Origin of the sequence: Achromobacter seleniivolatilans (assembly GCF_030864005.1) — a bacterium.
Classification (GTDB): Bacteria; Pseudomonadota; Gammaproteobacteria; order Burkholderiales; family Burkholderiaceae_B; genus Achromobacter; species Achromobacter seleniivolatilans.
Genome location: NZ_CP132976.1, coordinates 6438447 through 6457237, shown reverse-complemented (window position 1 = coordinate 6457237; position 18791 = coordinate 6438447). Strand labels below are relative to the sequence as shown.

The following is an 18791-nucleotide window of genomic DNA, read 5'->3' as shown; positions in this document are numbered from 1 at the left end:
CGAAAATCCTCTTGAAAAGTGATTGGATATTTGATTGATTTAATCAACAATATGATCAAAAAAAGGCGCCCGTCAGGCGCCATGGCGCTCAGCGCGGTTGCACGCCGCGTCCGCGGCGAGCCGGCACCTCGGCCTTGAATTCGTTCAGCATCTCGAGCGCATGAGCCGTCAACTTGTCGAGCATTCTTTCCATCATGTCGCGTTCCTCTTCCGACAGCACGGCAAGCATGGCGTCGTTGCGCTGCACCGCGGCCGGGAACATCTCGTCGTATAGCGAGCGGCCAGCCCTCGTCAGATCCAGACTGACGCCACGGCCGTCCTGACTGTCCGCGCTACGGCATATCAGGCCGCGTTCAATCAGCTCCGACACGGTGCGGCTGGCCTGGCTTTTATCGATGTTGGCCTCGCGCGCCACCGCATTGAGCGACATGTCTGGCGCCGCGCCCAGCAGCGCAATAATCCGCCACTCGCGCGGCCCGACTCCATAGCGGCTTTCGTTCAAACCGGCCGCTATGCGGCTGGAAACGTAGGCCAAACGATTCAGCCGGTAAGAGAAGAGCTCTTTCAAGGCCGTCGGCTGGCCGCGCGAGGAGGAAACAGACTTGCGTGCGTTCAGGGTTGCCATGGCTGGGCTCTGCAAAGATAAGGAAAAAGAGAATGGGCGCGCCAGGCGCCCCCCTGGCCGCATGATATACAAATGCGGCGCGCCCTCGTCATGACGCCCCCAGCGCTTGCCGCGCGCCCGAAATAAGCGGATTCAGACCACTTTGCGCGACCCGGCTGTGCAGCGGGCGGCCCAGCGTGTGCTGGCAAAGCTGAGACACCTCGTCCAACGCATCCAGATCCAAGCCGGTACTCACGCCCATGGACTCAAACAGGCTGACCAGATCTTCCGTTGCCACGTTGCCGGTGTGGCCGCCGCCATAACGAACCTTGGCCGGATGCCCGCCGACACCGCCAAACGCGCAGTCAAAATGGCGCACGCCTGCGTCCAGCGCAGATACGTAATTCACCAGTCCCGTGCCACGCGTATCGTGAAAATGCGCGACCGGCGTCAATTGCGGAAATTCGCGCAACATGCGGCCATACAGCTCGCGCACCGCCGCCGGCGTCGCCATGCCGGTCGTGTCGCCCAGCGTGACGATGCCCACGCCCAGTTGCGCAAAACGCCGCACGTCGTCCATGACAGACTCGGGGTCCACCGCGCCCTCGAACGGGCATCCGAAAGCGACCGAGATCGTGCCAACCATGCGCAGACGGCCACGGGCCAGCTCCGCCATTTCCGTGATGTTCTCCCATTGCGCGGCCCGCTCGCGTTTCAGGTTGCGCAAGGAATGCGAAGCGCTGGCAGACACCAGCAGGCTGATCTCGTTGGCGCCTATGCCTGCATCCAGGTCCGCCAGCGCACGTTGCACCGCACGGGCATTGGCGCAGGTCGCCTTGTACCAGACGCCATCGCGGCGGGGCAGCATCGCCAGCAACTCGCTGGCGTCGGCGAACTGGGGCACCACTTTGGGATTGGAATAGGACGTGGCTTCCACGCGCTCGAATCCCAACGCCGCAAAGCGGTCGATCAGGCCCGCCTTGATCTGCGTGCCGATAAATTCCGGTTCGTGCTGCAAGCCGTCGCGGGCAAAGCATTCGCACAGGACCACATCGCGCGCGCTCATGCTGGTTGCTCCAATCCGAACAGCGCCACGGCATGCGCTCGCAATTTGTTCTTTTGCACTTTTGAACTGCCCGTCATGCCGATGTTTTCAAAGCTGTCCACGACAGCCACATACCGCGGCACTTTATAGTTCGCGCAGCGGCTCTTGCACCACGCCGTCAGCTCCGCAGCCGTGCTGTCCTGCCCGTCTTTCAGCAGCACAAAAGCAGCGGGCACTTCGCCCAAGCGCGCATCGGGCACGCCCACGACCTGGGCCATGCGCACGGCAGGATGCGCATGCAGCACTTCTTCCACCTCGGCGGGCGCAACGTTTTCACCGCCAACGCGGAACATATCTTTCAAACGGCCCACCATGCGCATGCGCCCGTCGGCATCCATTTCGCCCAGGTCGCCCGTGCTGAGCCAGCCGTCTGCGCCCAGCGCTCGTGCCGTAGCTTCTGGCATGTTGTAGTACCCCTTCATGACGCTCCAGCCACGCGCCTGAATTTCTCCAGCCTCGCCCACCGGCACCGGGCTGCCTGTACCCGGATCAACGATGCGCACTTGCATGCCCGGATGCGGCAAGGCCCAACCTGCGGCACGCAACGAAAAGGGATCGTCGAAGGATGAGAGCGTGATGTTGGGCGATGCCTCGGACTGGCCATAGGCATTGCACATGCCTGGCACGCCCATCACATCGCGAATCTTCTGCATAACCTGCGGACCGGCAGCCGCCCAACCGCCACGCAGATGAATACGCGAACGGTCGAAGTCGGGATGCCCCATCAACATCAGGAAGATCGTATCGTTGCCGGATGTGAGTGTGCAGCGTTCGGCATCCAGCATCTGCAACGCATCGGCCACGTCAAACTTGGGCAGCGTCAGCAGACAGCAGCCCGTCATCAGGCTCACCAATATCGACAGCGTAGTGCCGGCCACGTGGAAGTACGGGCGAATGCTGAAATAGCGGTCGTCGGCGCTCACGCCGATGCGCTGGGCCACGGCCCAAGCGTTGGTCAACATGTTGGCGTGCGTCAGCATCACGCCTTTGGGAAACGAGGTCGTGCCAGAGGTGTATTGAATCAACAGCACATCGTCAGGCGCAACGGCCTCTATGCAAGCCTGTAACTGCGCGTCGTCCACGGCATCACCCGCAGCAAGGAACGCATCCCACGCTTGCGCGCCAGCCGGGCAGCGCTCTCCCAGCACGACGACCTGGCGCAAACAAGGCAGGCGTTCGCCGGGCAGACCGCCAGCGCTGGCCAAGGCCGGTTCCACTTGCGTCAGCAATTCTAGAAAATCGATGCCTAGAAAGATGTCCGCCGTCAGCAGCACCTTGACGTTCGACTGCTTCAGACAGAACTCAAGCTCTTCGGTTTTGAAGCGCGTATTGACCGGGACGGTGACTGCGCCCAGCATCGCGCAGGCGTAGAAAATCTGCACCCACACGCCGCTATTGCCCAACAGCACGCCGACATGATCACCATGCCGCACGCCTGCGGCGTGGAGCGCACGCGCGATGCGCTGCGATTGCTCACGCATGGCGCGCCAATCATGACGTTCGCCCGGTGCGACAAACGCCTGCGCCTGCGGACGTTCCCGTGCAACACGGTCCAATGCCTGAGACAGCGTAATCGGCGCGGTGATCATGCGCGGTCTCCCTGGGCCGGCGCGCCGAATCCAGCAATCGCCTGCTGCCAATCCGTGCCGCGCAAGTTTTCTTCGATGGCCAGCAGCTCAATCGCCATAGCGCCTTCGCGCGTGGTGGCCAAGCCTTGATCGATGCTGCGTTTGGTCAGCCTGACGGTCAGGGGCGACGCGCCCGCAATCTTTTTTGCCATCTCAAGCGCTTCCGGTTGCAGCGCATCTGGCGCATACATATGGTTCACCAGGCCGATCTCGCAAGCTTCGGCCGCACCGAAGCGGCGGCCGGTAAACAGCAGTTCCTTGGCCTTGCGCGCGCCTGCTATGCGCGGCAGGCGTTGGGTCGCGCCCACCGTGCCCCAACCCACTTCGGGATAGCAAAAAATGGCTTCCGATGAAGCCAGCACAAAATCGCAGGCAGCGGCAATCTCGCAGCCCGATCCGAAGGCCGGGCCCTGCACTACTGCGATCACCGGCTGGGGCAGGCGCTCAATCGCGCCGTAGGCGGCAAAACCCTGCACGCGCCTGGCGGTCATTTCTGATGTGTTCATCGTCTTGCGCTCTTTCAGGTCCGCGCCGGCGCAGAAAGCGGCGCCAGCGGCCTGGATCAAGACTACGTGCACGAGGGGATCTGTTGCCAAAGACTCCATGACCCGCACCAATTCGGCGCACATAAGGGAATTCAGCGCGTTGCGGCTGTCGGGACGGTTCAGCGTCACCGTGGCGACACGGTCCTGCACGTCGAGCAAGATCGTGTGAAAGGTCGGGGTCATGCCTGCTCCTGAATGTTCTGGATATTTGCGTCCGGTTGCGGCGCCTGGCGGCGTGTCCGGCTTTGAAATCGACTATAGGGCATATAGTTGATTTAATCCACTAGTTTTCAGGAGCCTATTTCCCAGATTGAAGTGGGCCACGGATTCGCACAATTCGCAGCTTTGGGCGCAATCTGCGGCTCCTCTGCTAGACTTGCGCCCTGTCAGCGGCCTGGACCCGCCTTGTTTAGTGATACACTCCGCCCGGGTGTTTTCCTGCAATATCAAGGCATTAGAGAAGAAATTCGCTTCCACGCGACCGCTTCGACACCCTGTTTTGCCCGTCTCGCCGTAGTTAAATGGATATAACCGGCCCCTCCTAAGGGTCAATTGGTGGTTCGATTCCACCCGGCGAGGCCACTTCTTCGGCCTCGGTCCCGACGCCGTACCTCTCCCCGAAATACCGCGCGTTCAGCCAGATGAGGGTTAATCCGGGCTACGCTCACGCGCCTTACACCGTTAGCTTCTCGTGACGCGTCTTGTGACGAATTGAATCGACGTCAATACGTCACTAATATTTTTTTGAGCGATGATAGCGAATCGCCTTGCGTGCAACTTCAAATTGCTGTTTAAATTCGACGCGTAAGCCCCTAATTCATCTGGACTTTTTCTGAACCGACGAAGCGCCGGCCTTAGAAATACTTCTTCACAGACTGATAAGCCTGCTCAACCATGGCATTTTCCTGGAAACGTGCAATTGCGAACGCGATAGCGCCTGCGGCGCTGGCGGTGTGCGCGCTCCTGCCCCCCGCCGCGCTCGCCGCGAAGAATTCAGACCCCTGCAAGACCAACGCCAAGTCGGCGGCTTGCAAGGCGCAACAAGCAAAGAAAGCCCCCGCGCCCAAAGCGGCGTCGGGTAAAGGCGCCGCTGGCAAACAAGCCGCCGCCCCCGCTGCAAAGAAAGGCGCGCCCGCCGGCAAGAAGGCCGCTCCGCCCAAGTCTGCTTCGGCCGATAAGAAGGCGCCGCCCAAGGGTGGCAAGCAGGCCGCAGGAAAAGCCACGCCGCCCAAGAAGGCCGCAGCCGGCACCGGTAAAAACGGCAAACCCAACAAACCGTCACGCGCTGACCGCGTGGCCGCCGCCGCCAGCGCCGCAGCGATGCCGCCGCCCGCGGTTTCCGTGCGCGCCGAAGCAGCCGCCCTGCGTTCCAGCACGGCCTATGTGCAAGACCTGGAAACGTCGACCGTCCTTTTCGCCAAAAACGAAAACGTCGTGCGCCCCATCGCTTCGATTTCCAAGCTGATGACCGCCGTGGTCGTGGTGGACGCCAACCTGCCGATGGATGAAATGCTGGAGATTACCGACGAAGACGTCGATGGTCTGAAGCACACGACATCCCGCCTTCGTGTGGGCACCAAGCTCTCGCGCGGCGATATGCTGCATCTGGCGCTGATGTCTTCCGAGAATCGCGCAGCCAATGCGCTGGGCCGCAACTATCCGGGCGGTTTGCCGGCATTTGTGGCCGCCATGAATGCCAAGGCGCAGTCGCTCGGCATGCCCAGCACGCGCTTCATTGAGCCGACAGGCTTGTCCAGCAACAACGTGTCGTCGCCGCACGATCTGGCGCGCCTGTTGCGCGCCGCGTCGCAGCGCCCGCTGATCCACCGCTACTCGACCGATACCGAGTACGAGGTCGAGATCAACAACCGCACGCAGACCTTCCGCAATACCAACCTGCTGGTGCGTAAGCCCGACTGGGACATCAAGGTCTCCAAGACCGGCTACATCAACGAAGCGGGCGAATGCCTGGTGATGCTGGCCCGCATCAATGGCCGTGACCTGGCCATCGTGCTGCTGGATTCACAAGGCAAGCTGTCGCGCATCGGGGATGCCGTGCGCATCCGCCGCATTGTGCAAAGCGAAGTGGCTTTGGCGTCCATTCAATCAGGCGGCTGATCCGTCAGCCAGACGCGGATAACGCCAGGAATGCAAAGGGCCCGATCAATGATCGGGCCCTTTTCTTTACTGCGGAAATCTATGCAGCGACAGGGCGCTTGGACCGCAACGGCTGCGCGTCATACAACGAGGACGGCAGCCCTTCCAGCACCGCTTGGGCATTCAGCGACCCGATAGGCACGCCGGCGTCCAGCGGAATCCGCCCTTCAGCCTGCAACAGCTGATAGCGCAGGCAGCACACGCGCAGGAAAGAGGTGAAGTTGGCGGCCTCGCCGCGATATTCAATGAGTTCATCGTACAAACGTTCGATCAGCTGCGTGACACGCATGCCATCACGCCCGGCGATCTCTTCCAGCACCTGCCAGAACAGTTGCTCAAGCCGCAAGCTGGTCGCCACGCCATGCAGCCGCAAGGAACGGGCTTCGGGCGCGTAGGACTGCTCGCTCGCGCGGATAAAGATTTCACACATGAGGGCTCCTGGAGCAAGGGCAAGACACCCGCCTGAGCAGGGACGCTTGCGGTCCACTGTACGACGATTGCCGCACACCCGGCAAGACGGCGCGACCCCCTTGGCGCCGCGCCCGTGGCGTCCGTTATTCTGCAACGACACGTTTCCCGCGCCGCCCGTGTTTACCCGTGGTTGATATAAATCATGGTCTTGAAGGCGCTAGCGTTCGAGCATAGTCAAGTTGATCAGACTTCGGAGGTAATGATGAATAAAACCATGAAGGCCGCAGTTGCACGAGCATTTGGCAAACCGCTAGTCATCGAAGAAGTCGCGGTGCCACGCCCGGGTCCCGGCGAGCTGCTGGTCAAGATCGAGGCCTGCGGCGTGTGCCACACCGATCTGCACGCCGTTGAAGGTGACTGGCCCGTCAAACCCAACCCCCCGTTCATTCCCGGCCACGAAGGCGTGGGCTACGTAGTGGGCGTAGGAGCGGGCGTCACCCATGTAAAGGAAGGCGATCGCGTCGGCATCCCCTGGCTGTACTCCGCCTGCGGTCATTGCGAACATTGCCTGGGCGGCTGGGAAACCTTGTGTGAACAGCAGCAGAACGCCGGCTACTCGGTCAATGGCGGTTTTGCGGAATATGCGCTGGCGGCCGCCGACTATGTCGGCCTGCTGCCCAAGAATGTGGGCTTTGTCGAAATCGCCCCCGTGCTGTGCGCGGGCGTCACGGTCTACAAGGGATTGAAAATGACGGACACCCGCCCGGGCAACTGGGTAGTGATCTCGGGTATTGGCGGCCTGGGCCATATGGCGGTGCAATATGCGAAGGCCATGGGCTTGAACGTGGCCGCCGTGGATATCGACGACGACAAGCTGGAATTCGCCAAGCGGCTGGGCGCTGAAGTCACCGTCAACGCCAAGACCACCGATCCTGCGGCTTACCTGAAGCGGGAAATTGGCGGCGCGCACGGTGCGCTGATCACGGCGGTATCGCCCAAAGCCTTCGAACAAGCCCTGGGCATGGTGCGCCGCGGCGGTACGGTGGCGCTTAACGGTTTGCCGCCCGGCGACTTTCCTTTGTCGATCTTCGACATGGTGTTGAACGGCGTGACGGTGCGGGGCTCAATCGTAGGGTCGCGGCTGGACTTGCAAGAATCGCTACAGTTCGCCGAAGAGGGCAAGGTGCACGCAACCGTCGCCACGGAAAGCCTGGAGAATATCAACAGCGTGTTTGACCGCATGAAGAAGGGCCAGATCGAAGGCCGTATCGTGCTCGACTTCGCCTGATCCGCGGCTAGCGGCCACGTAAAAAAACGCCTGGGGGGTTAGAAGACCCCAGGCGTTTTTATTCGTGCGAGCAGCAAGATCAGTGCGTGATCTTCGTGCCCAGCACGGCCAGAAACTGCGCCAGCCATGCGGGATGCGCGGGCCACGCCGGCGCCGTCACCAGATTGCCGTCGGTATAGGCCTGATCGATGCCGATTTCGGCGTAGGTGCCGCCAGCCAACCGGACTTCGGGTGCGCAAGCGGGGTAAGCCGAGCACGTGCGGCCTTTCAGGATGCCGGCCGCGGCCAGCAATTGCGCGCCGTGGCACACCGCCGCGATGGGCTTTTTGGCCTGATCAAAGGCACGCACGATATCCAGCACTTTTTCGTTCAAACGCAGGTACTCGGGCGCGCGTCCGCCCGGGATGACCAGACCGTCATACGACGACGGCTCCACACGATCAAAGTCGTAGTTCAGCGAAAAATTGTGACCACGCTTTTCGCTGTAGGTCTGCGCGCCCTCGAAATCATGGATAGAGGTGGCAATGGTGTCGCCGGATTTCTTGTCCGGGCAGACCGCATGCACCGTATGCCCCACCGCCAACAGCGTCTGGAACGGCACCATGGTTTCGTAGTCTTCGGCGTAGTCGCCGACCAGCATCAACAGTCTTTTGCTCATCGTTGTCTCCTAGGGATGGGGGCCAAGCCGGTTCGCGCGCCTGATTGACGGGGCTCCGGTTCTTGATGTTCTGCGCCCATTGTGACGCCGCTTGTTAAACGGCGGGTAGTAGCGGGATACCACCCCCAGCCCAACGCTATTCCAGCGCGACCGATACGCCCTTCGCCCCCAGCAGCGTCACCAGCACCTTGGGATCAATGCCAATCAGATAACCGCGGCGGCCGCCGTTGATGTAGACCACCGGGTACTCCAGCACCTCGGCCTCTACCCACACTGGCATCTTCTTGCGTGTGCCGAACGGCGAAGTACCCCCCACCTGGTACCCAGAATGCCGCTGGGCGACCTCGGGCTTGCAGGGCTCGACCTTTTTCAAGCCGGCCTGACGCGCCAGATTCTTGGTGGAGACTTCGCGATCCCCGTGCATGACAACGATCAGCGGCTTGGCGGACTCATCTTCCATCACCAGCGTCTTCACCACCGCATGCGGGTCCAAACCCAGCTGACGCGCGGCCTCGCCAGCGCCTCCATGGTCCACATAATCGTAGGTGTGTTCGGTGTAAGCCACCTTGTTCTGCTTCAGGAACTGGGTGGCGGGGGTTTCAGAAACGTGGCGGGCTTTGCTCATGAGATTGCCGGGGCGAAAAAGCGAAAGTGTAAGAGACGGAGGCCGGACCGAAGGGCGCCAGCCCTAGCCGCGCGGGTGATGCATGGCGTGCAGCGCCTTCAAGCGTTCACGCGCCACATGGGTGTAGATCTGCGTCGTGGAAATGTCGGCGTGGCCCAGCAGCATCTGCACCACCCGCAGATCCGCGCCGTGGTTCAGCAGATGCGTGGCGAAGGCATGGCGCAATACGTGGGGCGACAACGGCGCATGCACATCAGCCAGCAACGCGTATTTTTTGACCAGTTGCCAGAAAGCCTGACGCGACATTGCTTCGGCGCGCCCCGTAATAAACAGGGCATCGCTGACCCGTCCCGCCGCCAATTCAGGGCGAGCGGTTTTCAGATATTGATCTATCCAGTGGGCCGCTTCGGCGCCCAAAGGCACCAGGCGATCCTTGCCGCCTTTGCCCAGCACCACGCGCACCACGCCTTCATTCAAGCTGACGTCCAGTGCGCGCACCCCCACCAGCTCGGACACTCGCAAGCCGGTGGCGTAGAGCGTTTCCAGCATGGCGCGGTCGCGCAGGCCTCGCGGCTGGCTCAGATCCGGCGCGCGCAGCAAGGCATCCACTTGCTGTTCGGACAGCGTCTTCGGCAGACGCGGCGGTTGTTTGGCGGCGATCAGCGTCAGGCAGGGGTCGCGCTCTGAACGGTGCTCGCGCAGCGCCCAGGCATAAAAGCGGCGCAGCGCGGCCAGCCGGCGATTGGCGGTGGTGGCGCGGGTTTCCTCGTGGCGGAATGCAAACCAAGCTTCGATATCGGCCTTTTGCGCATCGCACAACGGCTTGGCCGGGCCGACTGGCATTGCGAACGCATTGGCGCCATCACCGTAGCGGTCATTCATTTCACGCGCATAAGCCTCGGGATCTTCCAGCCAGCGTGCAAAGCCGGTGAGGTCACGGCGGTAGGCAGCGAGTGTATTGGCCGACAGGCCGTCCTCTAGCCAGACCGCGTCAATAAAGGCGTCGATGTCGGCTTGGGAAGCTAGCGGTTGGCGGGTATCTGACATAGAGAGTCCAGGTGACGCTGGGTAAAACACTGGGTGCGCTGACCGGCGGTCATTCTACGGCGGGGACCGGAGGAATCAGCGTTCCCCCACCCCCGCAGCCGCAGCCTTCAGCCACGACTCGAACAGTTTCAGGGCGTCGGAACGATCACTGCGTTGGGGATAGCCAAAGTAATAGCCCTGGCTGACGGTAAGCGATTGCGGCACCGGCATCACCAGCGTGCCCTGATCCAAGGCAGGCTGCGCCAGAAAGCGCGGCATCAGCCCCACGCCCAGCCCCGCCTGCACGGCCGCCATCACCATGGTGAACAGCTCGTAACGCGGTCCGCCCGCAGCCAGCGGGCCATACAGGTAATTATTGGCGGCGTACCACTGGCGCCATGCGTCAGGCCTCGAGGCCAGATGCAGGTGTGTCATTCCGGCCAATGCGCTGGCGCCCTGATCCTGCACCCGCGCCGCCAATTCGGGCGAACACACGGTCACCAGCTCGCGCTCCGGAAACAACAGCCCGCCCTGGGTGCCCGGCCACAATCCGTCCCCGTGATATAGCGCCCCGTCAAAGGGCTGATCCTTGAACTGAAACGGCAAGGTCCGCACCGACAGGCTGACGGTGATATCCGCGTGCTCCCGCTGAAAATCCGCCAGGCGCGGAATCAGCCACGTGGTGGCCAGCGTCGGCACCACGGCAATGTGAATGCTGCGGCCCATGCCCGTGCGGCTGACCAGTCCGAAGGTGTCTTTTTCGATCTGATCCAGATGGTGACGTATCCGGCCCGCGTATTCCGCCCCATGATCGGTCAGCACAATGCGCCGCCGGACGCGGGTGAACAACTGGACCCCCAGGCGGGATTCCAGATTGGCCACCTGACGGTAAACCGCGCTATGCGTCAAAGACAGTTCTTCGGCCGCACGGGAAAAACTGCCCAGCCGGGCCGATGCTTCAAACGCCTGCAAGGCGCTCAGATTGGGAATGCCGTTTCTCATGGAGCGGGAACTGCCTTAAACCGGCCTGAACCGGGCGCGCCGCTTACTGCGGCGCAACAGGGCACTACGTGCCGGGGGGTCAATAGATTGTGCAATTTTATCAATTGCGTTGTGCGATCAAGGAACATATGCTCGGGAGTCTTATCCTAGGCTCACCACGACACCCACCATGCCTCAGCAAGATTCCCGCCTTGGCGGTCACATTCTGGTCGACCAACTGGTCGCCCAGGGCGTCAAACATGTTTTTTGTGTTCCCGGCGAAAGCTATCTGGCGGTGCTGGACGGCCTGCACGACGCCGACATCAAGGTCACGGTGTGCCGCCAGGAAGGCGGCGCGGCCATGATGGCCGATGCCCACGGCAAGCTGACCGGTGAACCCGGCATCTGCATGGTGACCCGCGGCCCGGGCGCAGCCAACGCGCTGGCTGGCGTGCATATCGCCAAGCAAGACTCCACCCCCCTGATCCTGTTCGTCGGCCAGATCGAACGCGGCATGCGCGAACGCGAAGCTTTCCAGGAAATGGACTACCGCGCCGTGTTCGGCACGCAGGCCAAGTGGGTCACCGAGATCGATCAGGTCGAACGCATTCCCGAACTGATCTCGCGCGCCTTCCACATTGCCACGTCCGGCCGCCCTGGCCCGGTCGTGATAGCCCTGCCCGAAGACATGCTGGTTGAAGCCGCCAACGTGGCCACTGCCCCGCGGTACGAGTTGATTGAATCCGCCCCCACGGCCGGCCAGTTGGCCGACCTGGAAAAGCTGCTGGCCGACGCCAAGAATCCGGTCGCCATCCTGGGCGGCACGCGCTGGGACGCCCGCGCCGTGCAGCAATTTGCTGATTTCGCGCAGCGCCACGCGCTGCCCACGGCAGTGTCGTTCCGCCGTCAAATGCTGTTCCCGGCCGACCACCCGTGCTTTATCGGCGACGTGGGCCTGGGCATCAACCCGGCCCTGCTCAAGCGCGTGGCCGACGCCGACCTGATTTTGCTGGTCGGCGGCCGCATGTCGGAAAATCCCAGCCAGGCCTACACGCTGTTGGACATTCCTGTTCCGAAGCAAAAGCTGGTGCATGTGCATCCCGACACCGCCGAACTGGCGCGGGTGTACCGTCCCACGCTGGCAATCAATACGTCCCCCACGGCCTTTGCGGAATCGCTGGCTGGCCTGAAAGTGTCCGCCAAGCCCGTCTGGGCCGAAGGCACGCAAGCCATGCGCGAGTCCTACCTGAAGTGGAGCGACCCGGAAACCATCACGACCCCGGGCGCGCTGCAAATGGGCAAGGTGATGGCTTACCTGGAAAAAACGCTGCCGGCCGACGCCATCATGACCAACGGCGCAGGCAACTACGCTACCTGGCTGCACCGCTTCCATCGCTTCACCCGCTTTGGCACGCAATTGGCGCCGACTTCGGGCTCCATGGGTTATGGCCTGCCGGCAGCCGTGGGCGCCAAGCGCGTCTGGCCCGACAAAACCGTCGTCTGCTTTGCGGGCGACGGCTGCTTCCTGATGCATGGCCAGGAATTTGCCACGGCCGTTCAATACGACCTGCCCATCATTGTGGTGCTGGTCGACAACGGCATGTATGGCACGATCCGCATGCACCAGGAAAAGCACTACCCCGGCCGCATTTCCGCGACCGAATTGAAGAACCCCGACTTCGCCGAGTATGCGCGCGCCTTTGGCGGCCATGGCGAACGCGTCGAGACCACCGATCAGTTCGGTCCGGCGTTTGAACGGGCGCTGGCCAGCGGCAAACCGGCAATTCTGCATTGCTTTATTGATCCGGAAACCATCTCGCCGTCCACGACCTTGGAAAAGATCCGTGACGCCGCGCTGAAGGCCCAGCACTGATACCCGACCGGAAGCAAGACTGCCGGGGCGCCTGCCGCGTCCCGTGCAAACCCCAACTTGCCGCCCGAATTATTTTAGGTTTAAACTTTCTAGATTCCGAATACGGAAATCCATAGCGGAGACCCAGCATGTCCTCGAATCCTTCTTTTCACTGGCAAGATCCCCTGTTGCTGGACCAGCAACTGACCGAAGAAGAACGCATGGTGCGCGACGCCGCCTATGCCTATTCGCAGGACAAGCTTGCCCCGCGCGTGCTGAATGCCTTCCGCAACGAGAAGACCGATCCGGAAATCTTCTCTGAAATGGGCGAGCTCGGCCTGTTGGGCGCCACCATCCCCGAAGAATACGGCGGCGCTGGCATGAACTACGTCAGCTACGGCCTGATCGCCCGCGAAGTCGAACGCATCGACTCCGGCTACCGCTCCATGATGAGCGTGCAGTCGTCGCTGGTCATGGTGCCGATCAACGAATTCGGCAGCGAAGAACAAAAGAAGAAGTACTTGCCCAAGCTGGCTCGCGGCGAGTGGATTGGCTGCTTCGGCCTGACCGAACCCAACCACGGTTCCGACCCCGGCGGCATGGAAACCCGCGCCGTCAAGACGTCCGACGGCTACAAGATTTCCGGCAACAAGATGTGGATCACCAACTCGCCCATCGCTGATGTGTTCGTGGTGTGGGCCAAGTGCGTTGGCGGCGACTTCGACGGCAAGATCCGCGGCTTCATCCTGGACAAGGGCATGAAGGGCCTGTCGGCTCCCGCCATCCACGGCAAGGTCGGCCTGCGCGCATCGATCACCGGCGAAATCGTCATGGACGAAGTGGAAGTTTCCGCTGACCAGATGATGCCCGGCGTGTCCGGCCTGAAGGGTCCGTTCACCTGCCTGAACTCGGCCCGCTACGGCATCGCCTGGGGCGCCATCGGCGCAGCAGAAGCCTGCTGGCACACCGCCCGCCAATACACGCTGGACCGCAAGCAGTTTGGCCGCCCCTTGGCTGCCAACCAGCTGATCCAGAAAAAACTGGCCGACATGCAGACCGAAATCACGTTGGCGCTGGCTGGCTGCCTGCGTCTGGGCCGCATGAAAGACGAAGGCACCGCCGCCGTCGAAATCACGTCCATCATGAAGCGCAACTCTTGCGGCAAGGCGCTGGACATCGCGCGCCTGGCTCGCGACATGTTGGGCGGCAACGGCATCTCTGACGAATTCGGTGTGGCCCGTCACCTGGTCAACCTGGAAGTCGTCAACACGTACGAAGGCACCCACGACGTGCACGCCCTGATCCTGGGCCGCGCACAAACGGGCATTCAAGCGTTCTATTGATCGCTTGAGCGGCTGCCGCCAAAATGAAAACCGCCCTTCGGGGCGGTTTTTTCATGGCTGATGCCACGGCTACTTTCGGCGCACAGACAGCCTCTACCTTTTGAGCGGCGTTTCAGTATCGGGCAACAGACTGCGCAGCAGCACGTCGCGTTGACCAGGAGGAATGCGAGGCGCGGCGCGATACATAATCTTGCTGATTTCTATAAACGCTTCAGGGTTGCGCGGGGCTAGCACCCACTCCCTCAAGCGCGTCAACGATTCGGCATCCAGCACGGCCGCCGCCGCTGCATGCGCTTCGGCAATCTCTTCTCGGGTGCCGGACGGATAGTTGGCGGGCACCCTTGCAATATCGGCCCGCAGAGCCCGCAAACGCAAATCGGCGTATTGGCGCAGTTCGATCAATGGCAATGCCAGCAGATATGACACCGGCGGGAAGACGTCATCGATGTAGCGCCAGTCCGGGTGGCGCAATATGGCCTCCGTGAAGCGCGCGTGCGCCTCGACATCCGCAGGACCCAGCCTGTTGAAGCCGCGCAAACTGGACAAGAACTTCATCTTGTCGAGCTCTTTGGAGCGGTTCAATCTTGCGACGCTGAGACCATGATCTGCCGGCGCGCCACGCGTGGCGAGGTCGTAGTCTTGATAGAACTTGCGCAACGTCGAAACTTGTTCCGCAGACATCGCGGTTGGATGACGATACTTGGCTAGCGGCAAAGCGTGGGGAGGATGGCTCACGTCGAGCGAAGTACGCACGGCGCGCGCCGCCCCATCAAAGGTGAACGCCAAATCCAGCGAATAGCGCAAGGGCTTGCCTGTGGCGTCCACGGCAGGTTCAAAGCTTGTCCGCAAGACGGCATCGAATGCCGCGTTATTGAACAGTGCAGAAGCTGCCGGCCCAACGAGCGCAATCTCATCCAATTGGCCAGATGCGCCCACAAAAGCCCGGACCACCACGCGCCCGCTTGATCCGTTCGCGGCATGAGGGTAAGCAGGCGCTACCACTCCGCCCCTGCCCTCATCCATCCGCACCGATCCCCGATGGACTCGCGCCACATCGAGATAATTGGAAGCTTTGAATGCTGAGGAATTCGATGCGCCTGCGGCGCCGGTATGGGAAAAAGGCCAAGCCGCCAACAACAAGACAACGGCAAATCTCACGAAATCGACGCGCATGTTCAACAGGGCAAAAGAGTGGATGAATGACGGTTACATTATGTCATGTCATCAGGCCATCTGCCCTGCCATTCACTCATTGACGTCGGCCAATTGAACGGCGCTTAGTCTTCGCCCGACAGATCAAACAAGCTGGTCGCTTCCATTTCCAGCACGCCTTCGTCGTGCTGGTTGATCACCGTCCAGTACCACGTGATGATGCCCAGGTCAGGCCGCGACGACGAGGTGCGCGCGCCCTGCACCCGCGCTTCCAGACGCAGCGTGTCGCCAGGACGCACCGGCGTGCGCCAGCGCACTTCACCCAATCCCGGAGACCCAAAGGATTCGGAATCGTGCAGGGCGGCGTCCACTGCCATGCGCATCGCCATGGCACATGTATGCCAGCCGCTGGCGATCAGCCCGCCCCAGCGCCCTTCCGCAGCTCGTTGCGGATCGGTGTGGAACCACTGCGGATCGAACTTGCGTGCAAACTCCAGAATTTCGGCTTCGGTCACCTTCATGGGACCCGCCTTGATCAGCATGCCGTCCTTGAATTCGGCGAACTTCATTATTGCTTTCCCCCTGCAAACGTCAACGGCGCGCCAAGGCGCGCCGTTTTCACGTCAGTCACGCTTAAGTCACGCTCTGCTTTAGGATTCAGTACGTCTCAAAATGCAGCCGGCCTTCACGGCGCAGCACATCGTGCAGAATAGACCAATCCTGTCCTGACTGCATCGTGACCTCGCGCAGGGCGTCCAGCACGCCGACTTCCATTCCCTTCAGACCGCAGACATAGATGCAGGTATTGCGGTCAGACAGCAATTCACGTACCTGGGGGGCGCGTTCGCGAATCAAGTCCTGCACATAACGTTTGGGTTGCCCCGGTTCACGCGACAACGCCAGATTGATGTCGATGAAATCGCGCGGCAGCTTCATCAAGGGTCCGAAGTACGGCAGCTCGCGTTCGGTGCGAGCCCCGAAGAACAGCATCAGCTTGCCGTTTTCGCCGGTGCCGATACGGCGCCGGAAGCGCTCTGTCATGGCGCGCATGGGCGCTGAACCCGTGCCGGTGCAAATCATGATGAGGTTGGCGCGGGCGTGATTTGGCATCAGGAATGTATGGCCGAATGGGCCAATGACCTGCACGGTGTCGTTCTTGGCCAGATCGCACAGGTAGTTCGAACACACCCCATGCGCGGCCGTGCCGCCGTGGTCTTCCGTGACGCGCTTTACTGTCAACGACAGGTTGTTGTAGCCAGCGCGTTCGCCATCGCGCGGACTGGCCAGCGAATACTGCCGCGCGTGTTGCGGCCGCCCCTGGGCATCGCTGCCGGGCGGCAGGATGCCGATGGATTGGCCTTCGAGCACGGGAAATGGCAATTCACCGAAGTCCAATACGATGTGATGAATATCGCTTTCGGTATCCGCGCCAGTGACGCGGTAATTGCCGACTACGGTCGCCGTCATCGGCGCCTTGTGCGTGTAGAGATTGACGTACGGATGCGCCGCCGACCAAGGGGGCACGGACGATCCCGGCACGGTAAATGCCGCAGGCACCGCAGCGGACACGGCGTCCGGCAGGGTGTCGATGGCAACGGACGTTTCGGCTATTGCATCCGGCAGCTCTTTTTCCTTGGGCAGCTCATCCCATCCCAACTGTTCTTGCACGCTGTAGGCTTCCACCCGCAGCATCAACCGCCAATTGTCGATGGACCCCGTGGGGCACGGCGGCACGCAAGCCATGCAGCTGTTGCAGATCGCGGCGTCCACGACATAGTTATTCGAATCGTGGGTGATCGCGCCGATTGGACAGGTTTCTTCGCAGGTGTTGCAGCGGATGCAGATCTCGGGATCGATCAGATGCTGCTTCAGCACTTCGCTTGGCAAGGGAGCGTTCATCGCGGTCTACCCAAACAAAAGGCCAGGCGGCGCGCCATCGCTGCCGCCGGCCCGTCTTAGTTGAAACGAACGTAGTCGAAATTCACCGGCTGGCGGTTGACGCCCATGACCGGTGGCGCGATCCAGTTGGCGAACTTGCCGGGCTCGGTCACACGCCCCATCAAGGAGGCCACATAGGCGCGGTCTTCCGGGGTGGGCAGCCATTTGTTTTTATTAGCCTGCCATTGCGATTCGGAAATCAGCTCACCATCCGGCGACATGCGGATGCCTGCCAACGTGCCGATCTGACGATTGAATGCTTTGTGCGGCACCTGCAAACGGAAAGGAATGCCGCTTTTTTCAATGACCTTGTTCCAACGACCGATACCCGCCACGGAATCGCGGATGAAGTCATCGCGCAGCACTTCATTCAAGGCGTTCAGCATCGGCACCTCGATCTCGTTCAGTTTGCCGTTGTTCACGGACAGCACGCGATACGTGTCGTTCTTCAGCTGGTGATCGTCGGTGCGCTTGGTTTCCTCGTACCGGCCCTTCAAACCTGAACCATAGAAAATGGCGGCGTTGGACGATTGGTCTGCGCCGAACAGATCGATGGTGACGCTGTAGTGAAAGTTCAAATAACGCTGAATGGTCGGCAGGTCGATGACGCCGGCGGCGCGCACGCTTTCCGGGTCGTCGGTCTTCAATTGATTCATGACTTCACACGTGCGCTGAATCACGCGGGAGATGCCCGATTCGCCCACGAACATGTGATGCGCTTCTTCGGTCAACATGAACTTCGTCGTGCGCGCCAACGGATCAAAGCTGGACTCCGCCAACGCACACAGCTGGAACTTGCCGTCGCGGTCGGTGAAGTACGTGAACATGTAGAAGGCAAGCCAGTCCGGCGTCTTCTCGTTGAACGCGCCCAGAATGCGCGGGTTGTCCGAATCGCCCGAGCTGCGTTGCAGCAGCGCATCGGCCTCTTCGCGGCCGTCGCGGCCAAAGTAGCGATGCAACAGGTAAACCATGGCCCACAGATGACGCCCTTCTTCGACGTTGATCTGAAACAGATTGCGCAGGTCGTACTGCGACGGCGCGGTCAGACCCAGGTGGCGCTGCTGTTCAATCGATGCCGGTTCGGTGTCGCCCTGCGTGACGATGATGCGGCGCAGGTTGGCGCGATGTTCGCCGGGCACGTCCTGCCACACGTCGCGGCCGATGTTCTCGCCAAAATGGATCTTGCGCTGACCGTCTTGCGGCGTCAGAAAAATACCCCAGCGGTAGTCAGGCATCCGCACATGACCAAAGTTGGCCCAGCCGTCGGGTTCCACGCTGACGGCGGTGCGCAGGTAGACGTCAAAACCGTGCGAGCCATCGGGGCCCATGTCCTGCCACCATTGCAGATAGTTGGGCTGCCAGTGTTCCAGCGCGCGCTGCAAGGTGCGGTCGCCGGACAGATTGACGTTATTGGGAATCTTATCGGTGTAGTTGATGCCTGACATTGTCTCGCTCCTGTTCCTAGTGGATGGAGGCCG

18 protein-coding genes and 1 tRNA gene are annotated in these 18791 nt (G+C 61.4%); 6 read left to right on the top strand and 13 right to left on the bottom strand.

Annotated features, from left to right (window positions below; translation table 11 throughout):
- Window positions 1-88: 88 nt before the first annotated feature.
- The 4 genes from RAS12_RS29250 to RAS12_RS29235 form a co-directional block, all read right to left on the bottom strand.
- A complete protein-coding gene (locus RAS12_RS29250; protein WP_306943960.1) occupies window positions 89-625 on the bottom strand; it encodes a MarR family winged helix-turn-helix transcriptional regulator in 537 nt (178 codons plus the stop codon).
- Window positions 626-713: 88 nt separating this feature from the next.
- A complete protein-coding gene (locus tag RAS12_RS29245) occupies window positions 714-1670 on the bottom strand; it encodes a hydroxymethylglutaryl-CoA lyase (protein ID WP_306943958.1) in 957 nt (318 codons plus the stop codon).
- Window positions 1667-3298, bottom strand: a complete 1632-nt coding sequence (locus RAS12_RS29240) for an AMP-binding protein (RefSeq protein WP_306943957.1) — start codon at window positions 3296-3298, stop codon at window positions 1667-1669. The genes RAS12_RS29245 and RAS12_RS29240 overlap by 4 nt, the downstream gene beginning before the upstream one ends.
- Window positions 3295-4065: an enoyl-CoA hydratase/isomerase family protein gene (locus tag RAS12_RS29235; RefSeq protein ID WP_306943955.1), complete on the bottom strand. Its 771-nt coding sequence runs from the start codon at window positions 4063-4065 to the stop codon at window positions 3295-3297. Before RAS12_RS29235 ends, RAS12_RS29240 begins: the two co-directional genes overlap by 4 nt.
- A 324-nt stretch (window positions 4066-4389) precedes the next feature.
- On the opposite strand from RAS12_RS29235, the gene RAS12_RS29230 reads away from it, so the two are divergent.
- Together RAS12_RS29230 and pbpG are read left to right on the top strand one after the other, a co-directional pair.
- Window positions 4390-4464, top strand: a tRNA-Arg gene (locus RAS12_RS29230).
- Window positions 4465-4776: 312 nt separating this feature from the next.
- On the top strand, window positions 4777-6000 hold the full coding sequence (gene pbpG, locus RAS12_RS29225; RefSeq protein WP_306943954.1) for a D-alanyl-D-alanine endopeptidase: 1224 nt from the start codon (window positions 4777-4779) through the stop codon (window positions 5998-6000).
- Between the two features lie 79 nt (window positions 6001-6079).
- On the opposite strand, the gene RAS12_RS29220 is transcribed toward pbpG, so the two are convergent.
- Window positions 6080-6469 (bottom strand): ribbon-helix-helix domain-containing protein, encoded by a 390-nt coding sequence (locus RAS12_RS29220; protein ID WP_306943952.1) that lies wholly within the window; start codon window positions 6467-6469, stop codon window positions 6080-6082.
- A 243-nt stretch (window positions 6470-6712) separates the two neighbouring features.
- On the opposite strand from RAS12_RS29220, the gene adhP reads away from it, so the two are divergent.
- Window positions 6713-7738 (top strand): alcohol dehydrogenase AdhP, encoded by a 1026-nt coding sequence (gene adhP, locus RAS12_RS29215; protein ID WP_306951678.1) that lies wholly within the window; start codon window positions 6713-6715, stop codon window positions 7736-7738.
- Between the two features lie 79 nt (window positions 7739-7817).
- Here adhP and RAS12_RS29210 read toward each other — a convergent pair whose 3' ends face one another.
- The 4 genes from RAS12_RS29210 to RAS12_RS29195 all read right to left on the bottom strand — a co-directional run bounded on the left by RAS12_RS29210 (window position 7818) and on the right by RAS12_RS29195 (window position 11049).
- A complete protein-coding gene (locus RAS12_RS29210) occupies window positions 7818-8396 on the bottom strand; it encodes a DJ-1/PfpI family protein (protein ID WP_306943950.1) in 579 nt (192 codons plus the stop codon).
- A 136-nt stretch (window positions 8397-8532) separates the two neighbouring features.
- A complete protein-coding gene (ybaK, locus tag RAS12_RS29205) occupies window positions 8533-9021 on the bottom strand; it encodes a Cys-tRNA(Pro) deacylase (RefSeq protein ID WP_088590484.1) in 489 nt (162 codons plus the stop codon).
- Between the two features lie 63 nt (window positions 9022-9084).
- Complete coding sequence (xerD, locus tag RAS12_RS29200) at window positions 9085-10068, bottom strand: site-specific tyrosine recombinase XerD (protein WP_306943945.1); 984 nt, start codon at window positions 10066-10068, stop codon at window positions 9085-9087.
- 75 nt (window positions 10069-10143) lie between these two features.
- Complete coding sequence (locus RAS12_RS29195; protein ID WP_306943943.1) at window positions 10144-11049, bottom strand: LysR substrate-binding domain-containing protein; 906 nt, start codon at window positions 11047-11049, stop codon at window positions 10144-10146.
- 169 nt (window positions 11050-11218) lie between these two features.
- On the opposite strand from RAS12_RS29195, the gene RAS12_RS29190 reads away from it, so the two are divergent.
- Entirely contained in the window at window positions 11219-12901 is a 1683-nt protein-coding gene (locus RAS12_RS29190; RefSeq protein ID WP_306943942.1) for a thiamine pyrophosphate-binding protein, read from the top strand.
- A 128-nt stretch (window positions 12902-13029) separates the two neighbouring features.
- Window positions 13030-14223, top strand: coding sequence for an acyl-CoA dehydrogenase (locus RAS12_RS29185; protein WP_306943940.1), 1194 nt, complete (start codon window positions 13030-13032; stop codon window positions 14221-14223).
- A 93-nt stretch (window positions 14224-14316) separates the two neighbouring features.
- Here RAS12_RS29185 and RAS12_RS29180 read toward each other — a convergent pair whose 3' ends face one another.
- Entirely contained in the window at window positions 14317-15246 is a 930-nt protein-coding gene (locus RAS12_RS29180) for an energy transducer TonB (protein WP_306943937.1), read from the bottom strand.
- Between the two features lie 40 nt (window positions 15247-15286).
- On the opposite strand from RAS12_RS29180, the gene RAS12_RS29175 reads away from it, so the two are divergent.
- Window positions 15287-15493, top strand: coding sequence for a hypothetical protein (locus RAS12_RS29175; protein WP_306943935.1), 207 nt, complete (start codon window positions 15287-15289; stop codon window positions 15491-15493).
- 7 nt (window positions 15494-15500) lie between these two features.
- On the opposite strand, the gene RAS12_RS29170 is transcribed toward RAS12_RS29175, so the two are convergent.
- From RAS12_RS29170 to boxB, 3 genes are all read right to left on the bottom strand, one after another.
- Window positions 15501-15944 (bottom strand): MaoC family dehydratase, encoded by a 444-nt coding sequence (locus tag RAS12_RS29170; RefSeq protein ID WP_306943933.1) that lies wholly within the window; start codon window positions 15942-15944, stop codon window positions 15501-15503.
- 88 nt (window positions 15945-16032) lie between these two features.
- Window positions 16033-17274: a benzoyl-CoA 2,3-epoxidase subunit BoxA gene (gene boxA, locus RAS12_RS29165; protein WP_306943931.1), complete on the bottom strand. Its 1242-nt coding sequence runs from the start codon at window positions 17272-17274 to the stop codon at window positions 16033-16035.
- Window positions 17275-17330: 56 nt separating this feature from the next.
- Complete coding sequence (gene boxB, locus RAS12_RS29160) at window positions 17331-18758, bottom strand: benzoyl-CoA 2,3-epoxidase subunit BoxB (protein WP_306943929.1); 1428 nt, start codon at window positions 18756-18758, stop codon at window positions 17331-17333.
- Between the last annotated feature and the right edge of the window lie 33 nt (window positions 18759-18791).

Excerpts from the sequence above, each read along its gene's own strand:
- RAS12_RS29185 (WP_306943940.1), top strand. The coding sequence starts at position 13,030 with ATGTCCTCGAATCCTTCTTTTCACTGGCAAGATCCCCTGTTGCTGGAC.
- boxB (WP_306943929.1), bottom strand. The coding sequence starts at position 18,758 with ATGTCAGGCATCAACTACACCGATAAGATTCCCAATAACGTCAATCTG.
- xerD (WP_306943945.1), bottom strand. The coding sequence starts at position 10,068 with ATGTCAGATACCCGCCAACCGCTAGCTTCCCAAGCCGACATCGACGCC.
- RAS12_RS29220 (WP_306943952.1), bottom strand. The coding sequence starts at position 6,469 with ATGTGTGAAATCTTTATCCGCGCGAGCGAGCAGTCCTACGCGCCCGAA.
- RAS12_RS29235 (WP_306943955.1), bottom strand. The coding sequence starts at position 4,065 with ATGACCCCGACCTTTCACACGATCTTGCTCGACGTGCAGGACCGTGTC.
- RAS12_RS29245 (WP_306943958.1), bottom strand. The coding sequence starts at position 1,670 with ATGAGCGCGCGCGATGTGGTCCTGTGCGAATGCTTTGCCCGCGACGGC.
- pbpG (WP_306943954.1), top strand. The coding sequence starts at position 4,777 with ATGGCATTTTCCTGGAAACGTGCAATTGCGAACGCGATAGCGCCTGCG.
- ybaK (WP_088590484.1), bottom strand. The coding sequence starts at position 9,021 with ATGAGCAAAGCCCGCCACGTTTCTGAAACCCCCGCCACCCAGTTCCTG.
- RAS12_RS29195 (WP_306943943.1), bottom strand. The coding sequence starts at position 11,049 with ATGAGAAACGGCATTCCCAATCTGAGCGCCTTGCAGGCGTTTGAAGCA.
- adhP (WP_306951678.1), top strand. The coding sequence starts at position 6,713 with ATGAATAAAACCATGAAGGCCGCAGTTGCACGAGCATTTGGCAAACCG.
- RAS12_RS29240 (WP_306943957.1), bottom strand. The coding sequence starts at position 3,298 with ATGATCACCGCGCCGATTACGCTGTCTCAGGCATTGGACCGTGTTGCA.
- boxA (WP_306943931.1), bottom strand. The coding sequence starts at position 17,274 with ATGAACGCTCCCTTGCCAAGCGAAGTGCTGAAGCAGCATCTGATCGAT.
- RAS12_RS29170 (WP_306943933.1), bottom strand. The coding sequence starts at position 15,944 with ATGAAGTTCGCCGAATTCAAGGACGGCATGCTGATCAAGGCGGGTCCC.
- RAS12_RS29210 (WP_306943950.1), bottom strand. The coding sequence starts at position 8,396 with ATGAGCAAAAGACTGTTGATGCTGGTCGGCGACTACGCCGAAGACTAC.
- RAS12_RS29190 (WP_306943942.1), top strand. The coding sequence starts at position 11,219 with ATGCCTCAGCAAGATTCCCGCCTTGGCGGTCACATTCTGGTCGACCAA.
- RAS12_RS29180 (WP_306943937.1), bottom strand. The coding sequence starts at position 15,246 with ATGGATGAGGGCAGGGGCGGAGTGGTAGCGCCTGCTTACCCTCATGCC.
- RAS12_RS29250 (WP_306943960.1), bottom strand. The coding sequence starts at position 625 with ATGGCAACCCTGAACGCACGCAAGTCTGTTTCCTCCTCGCGCGGCCAG.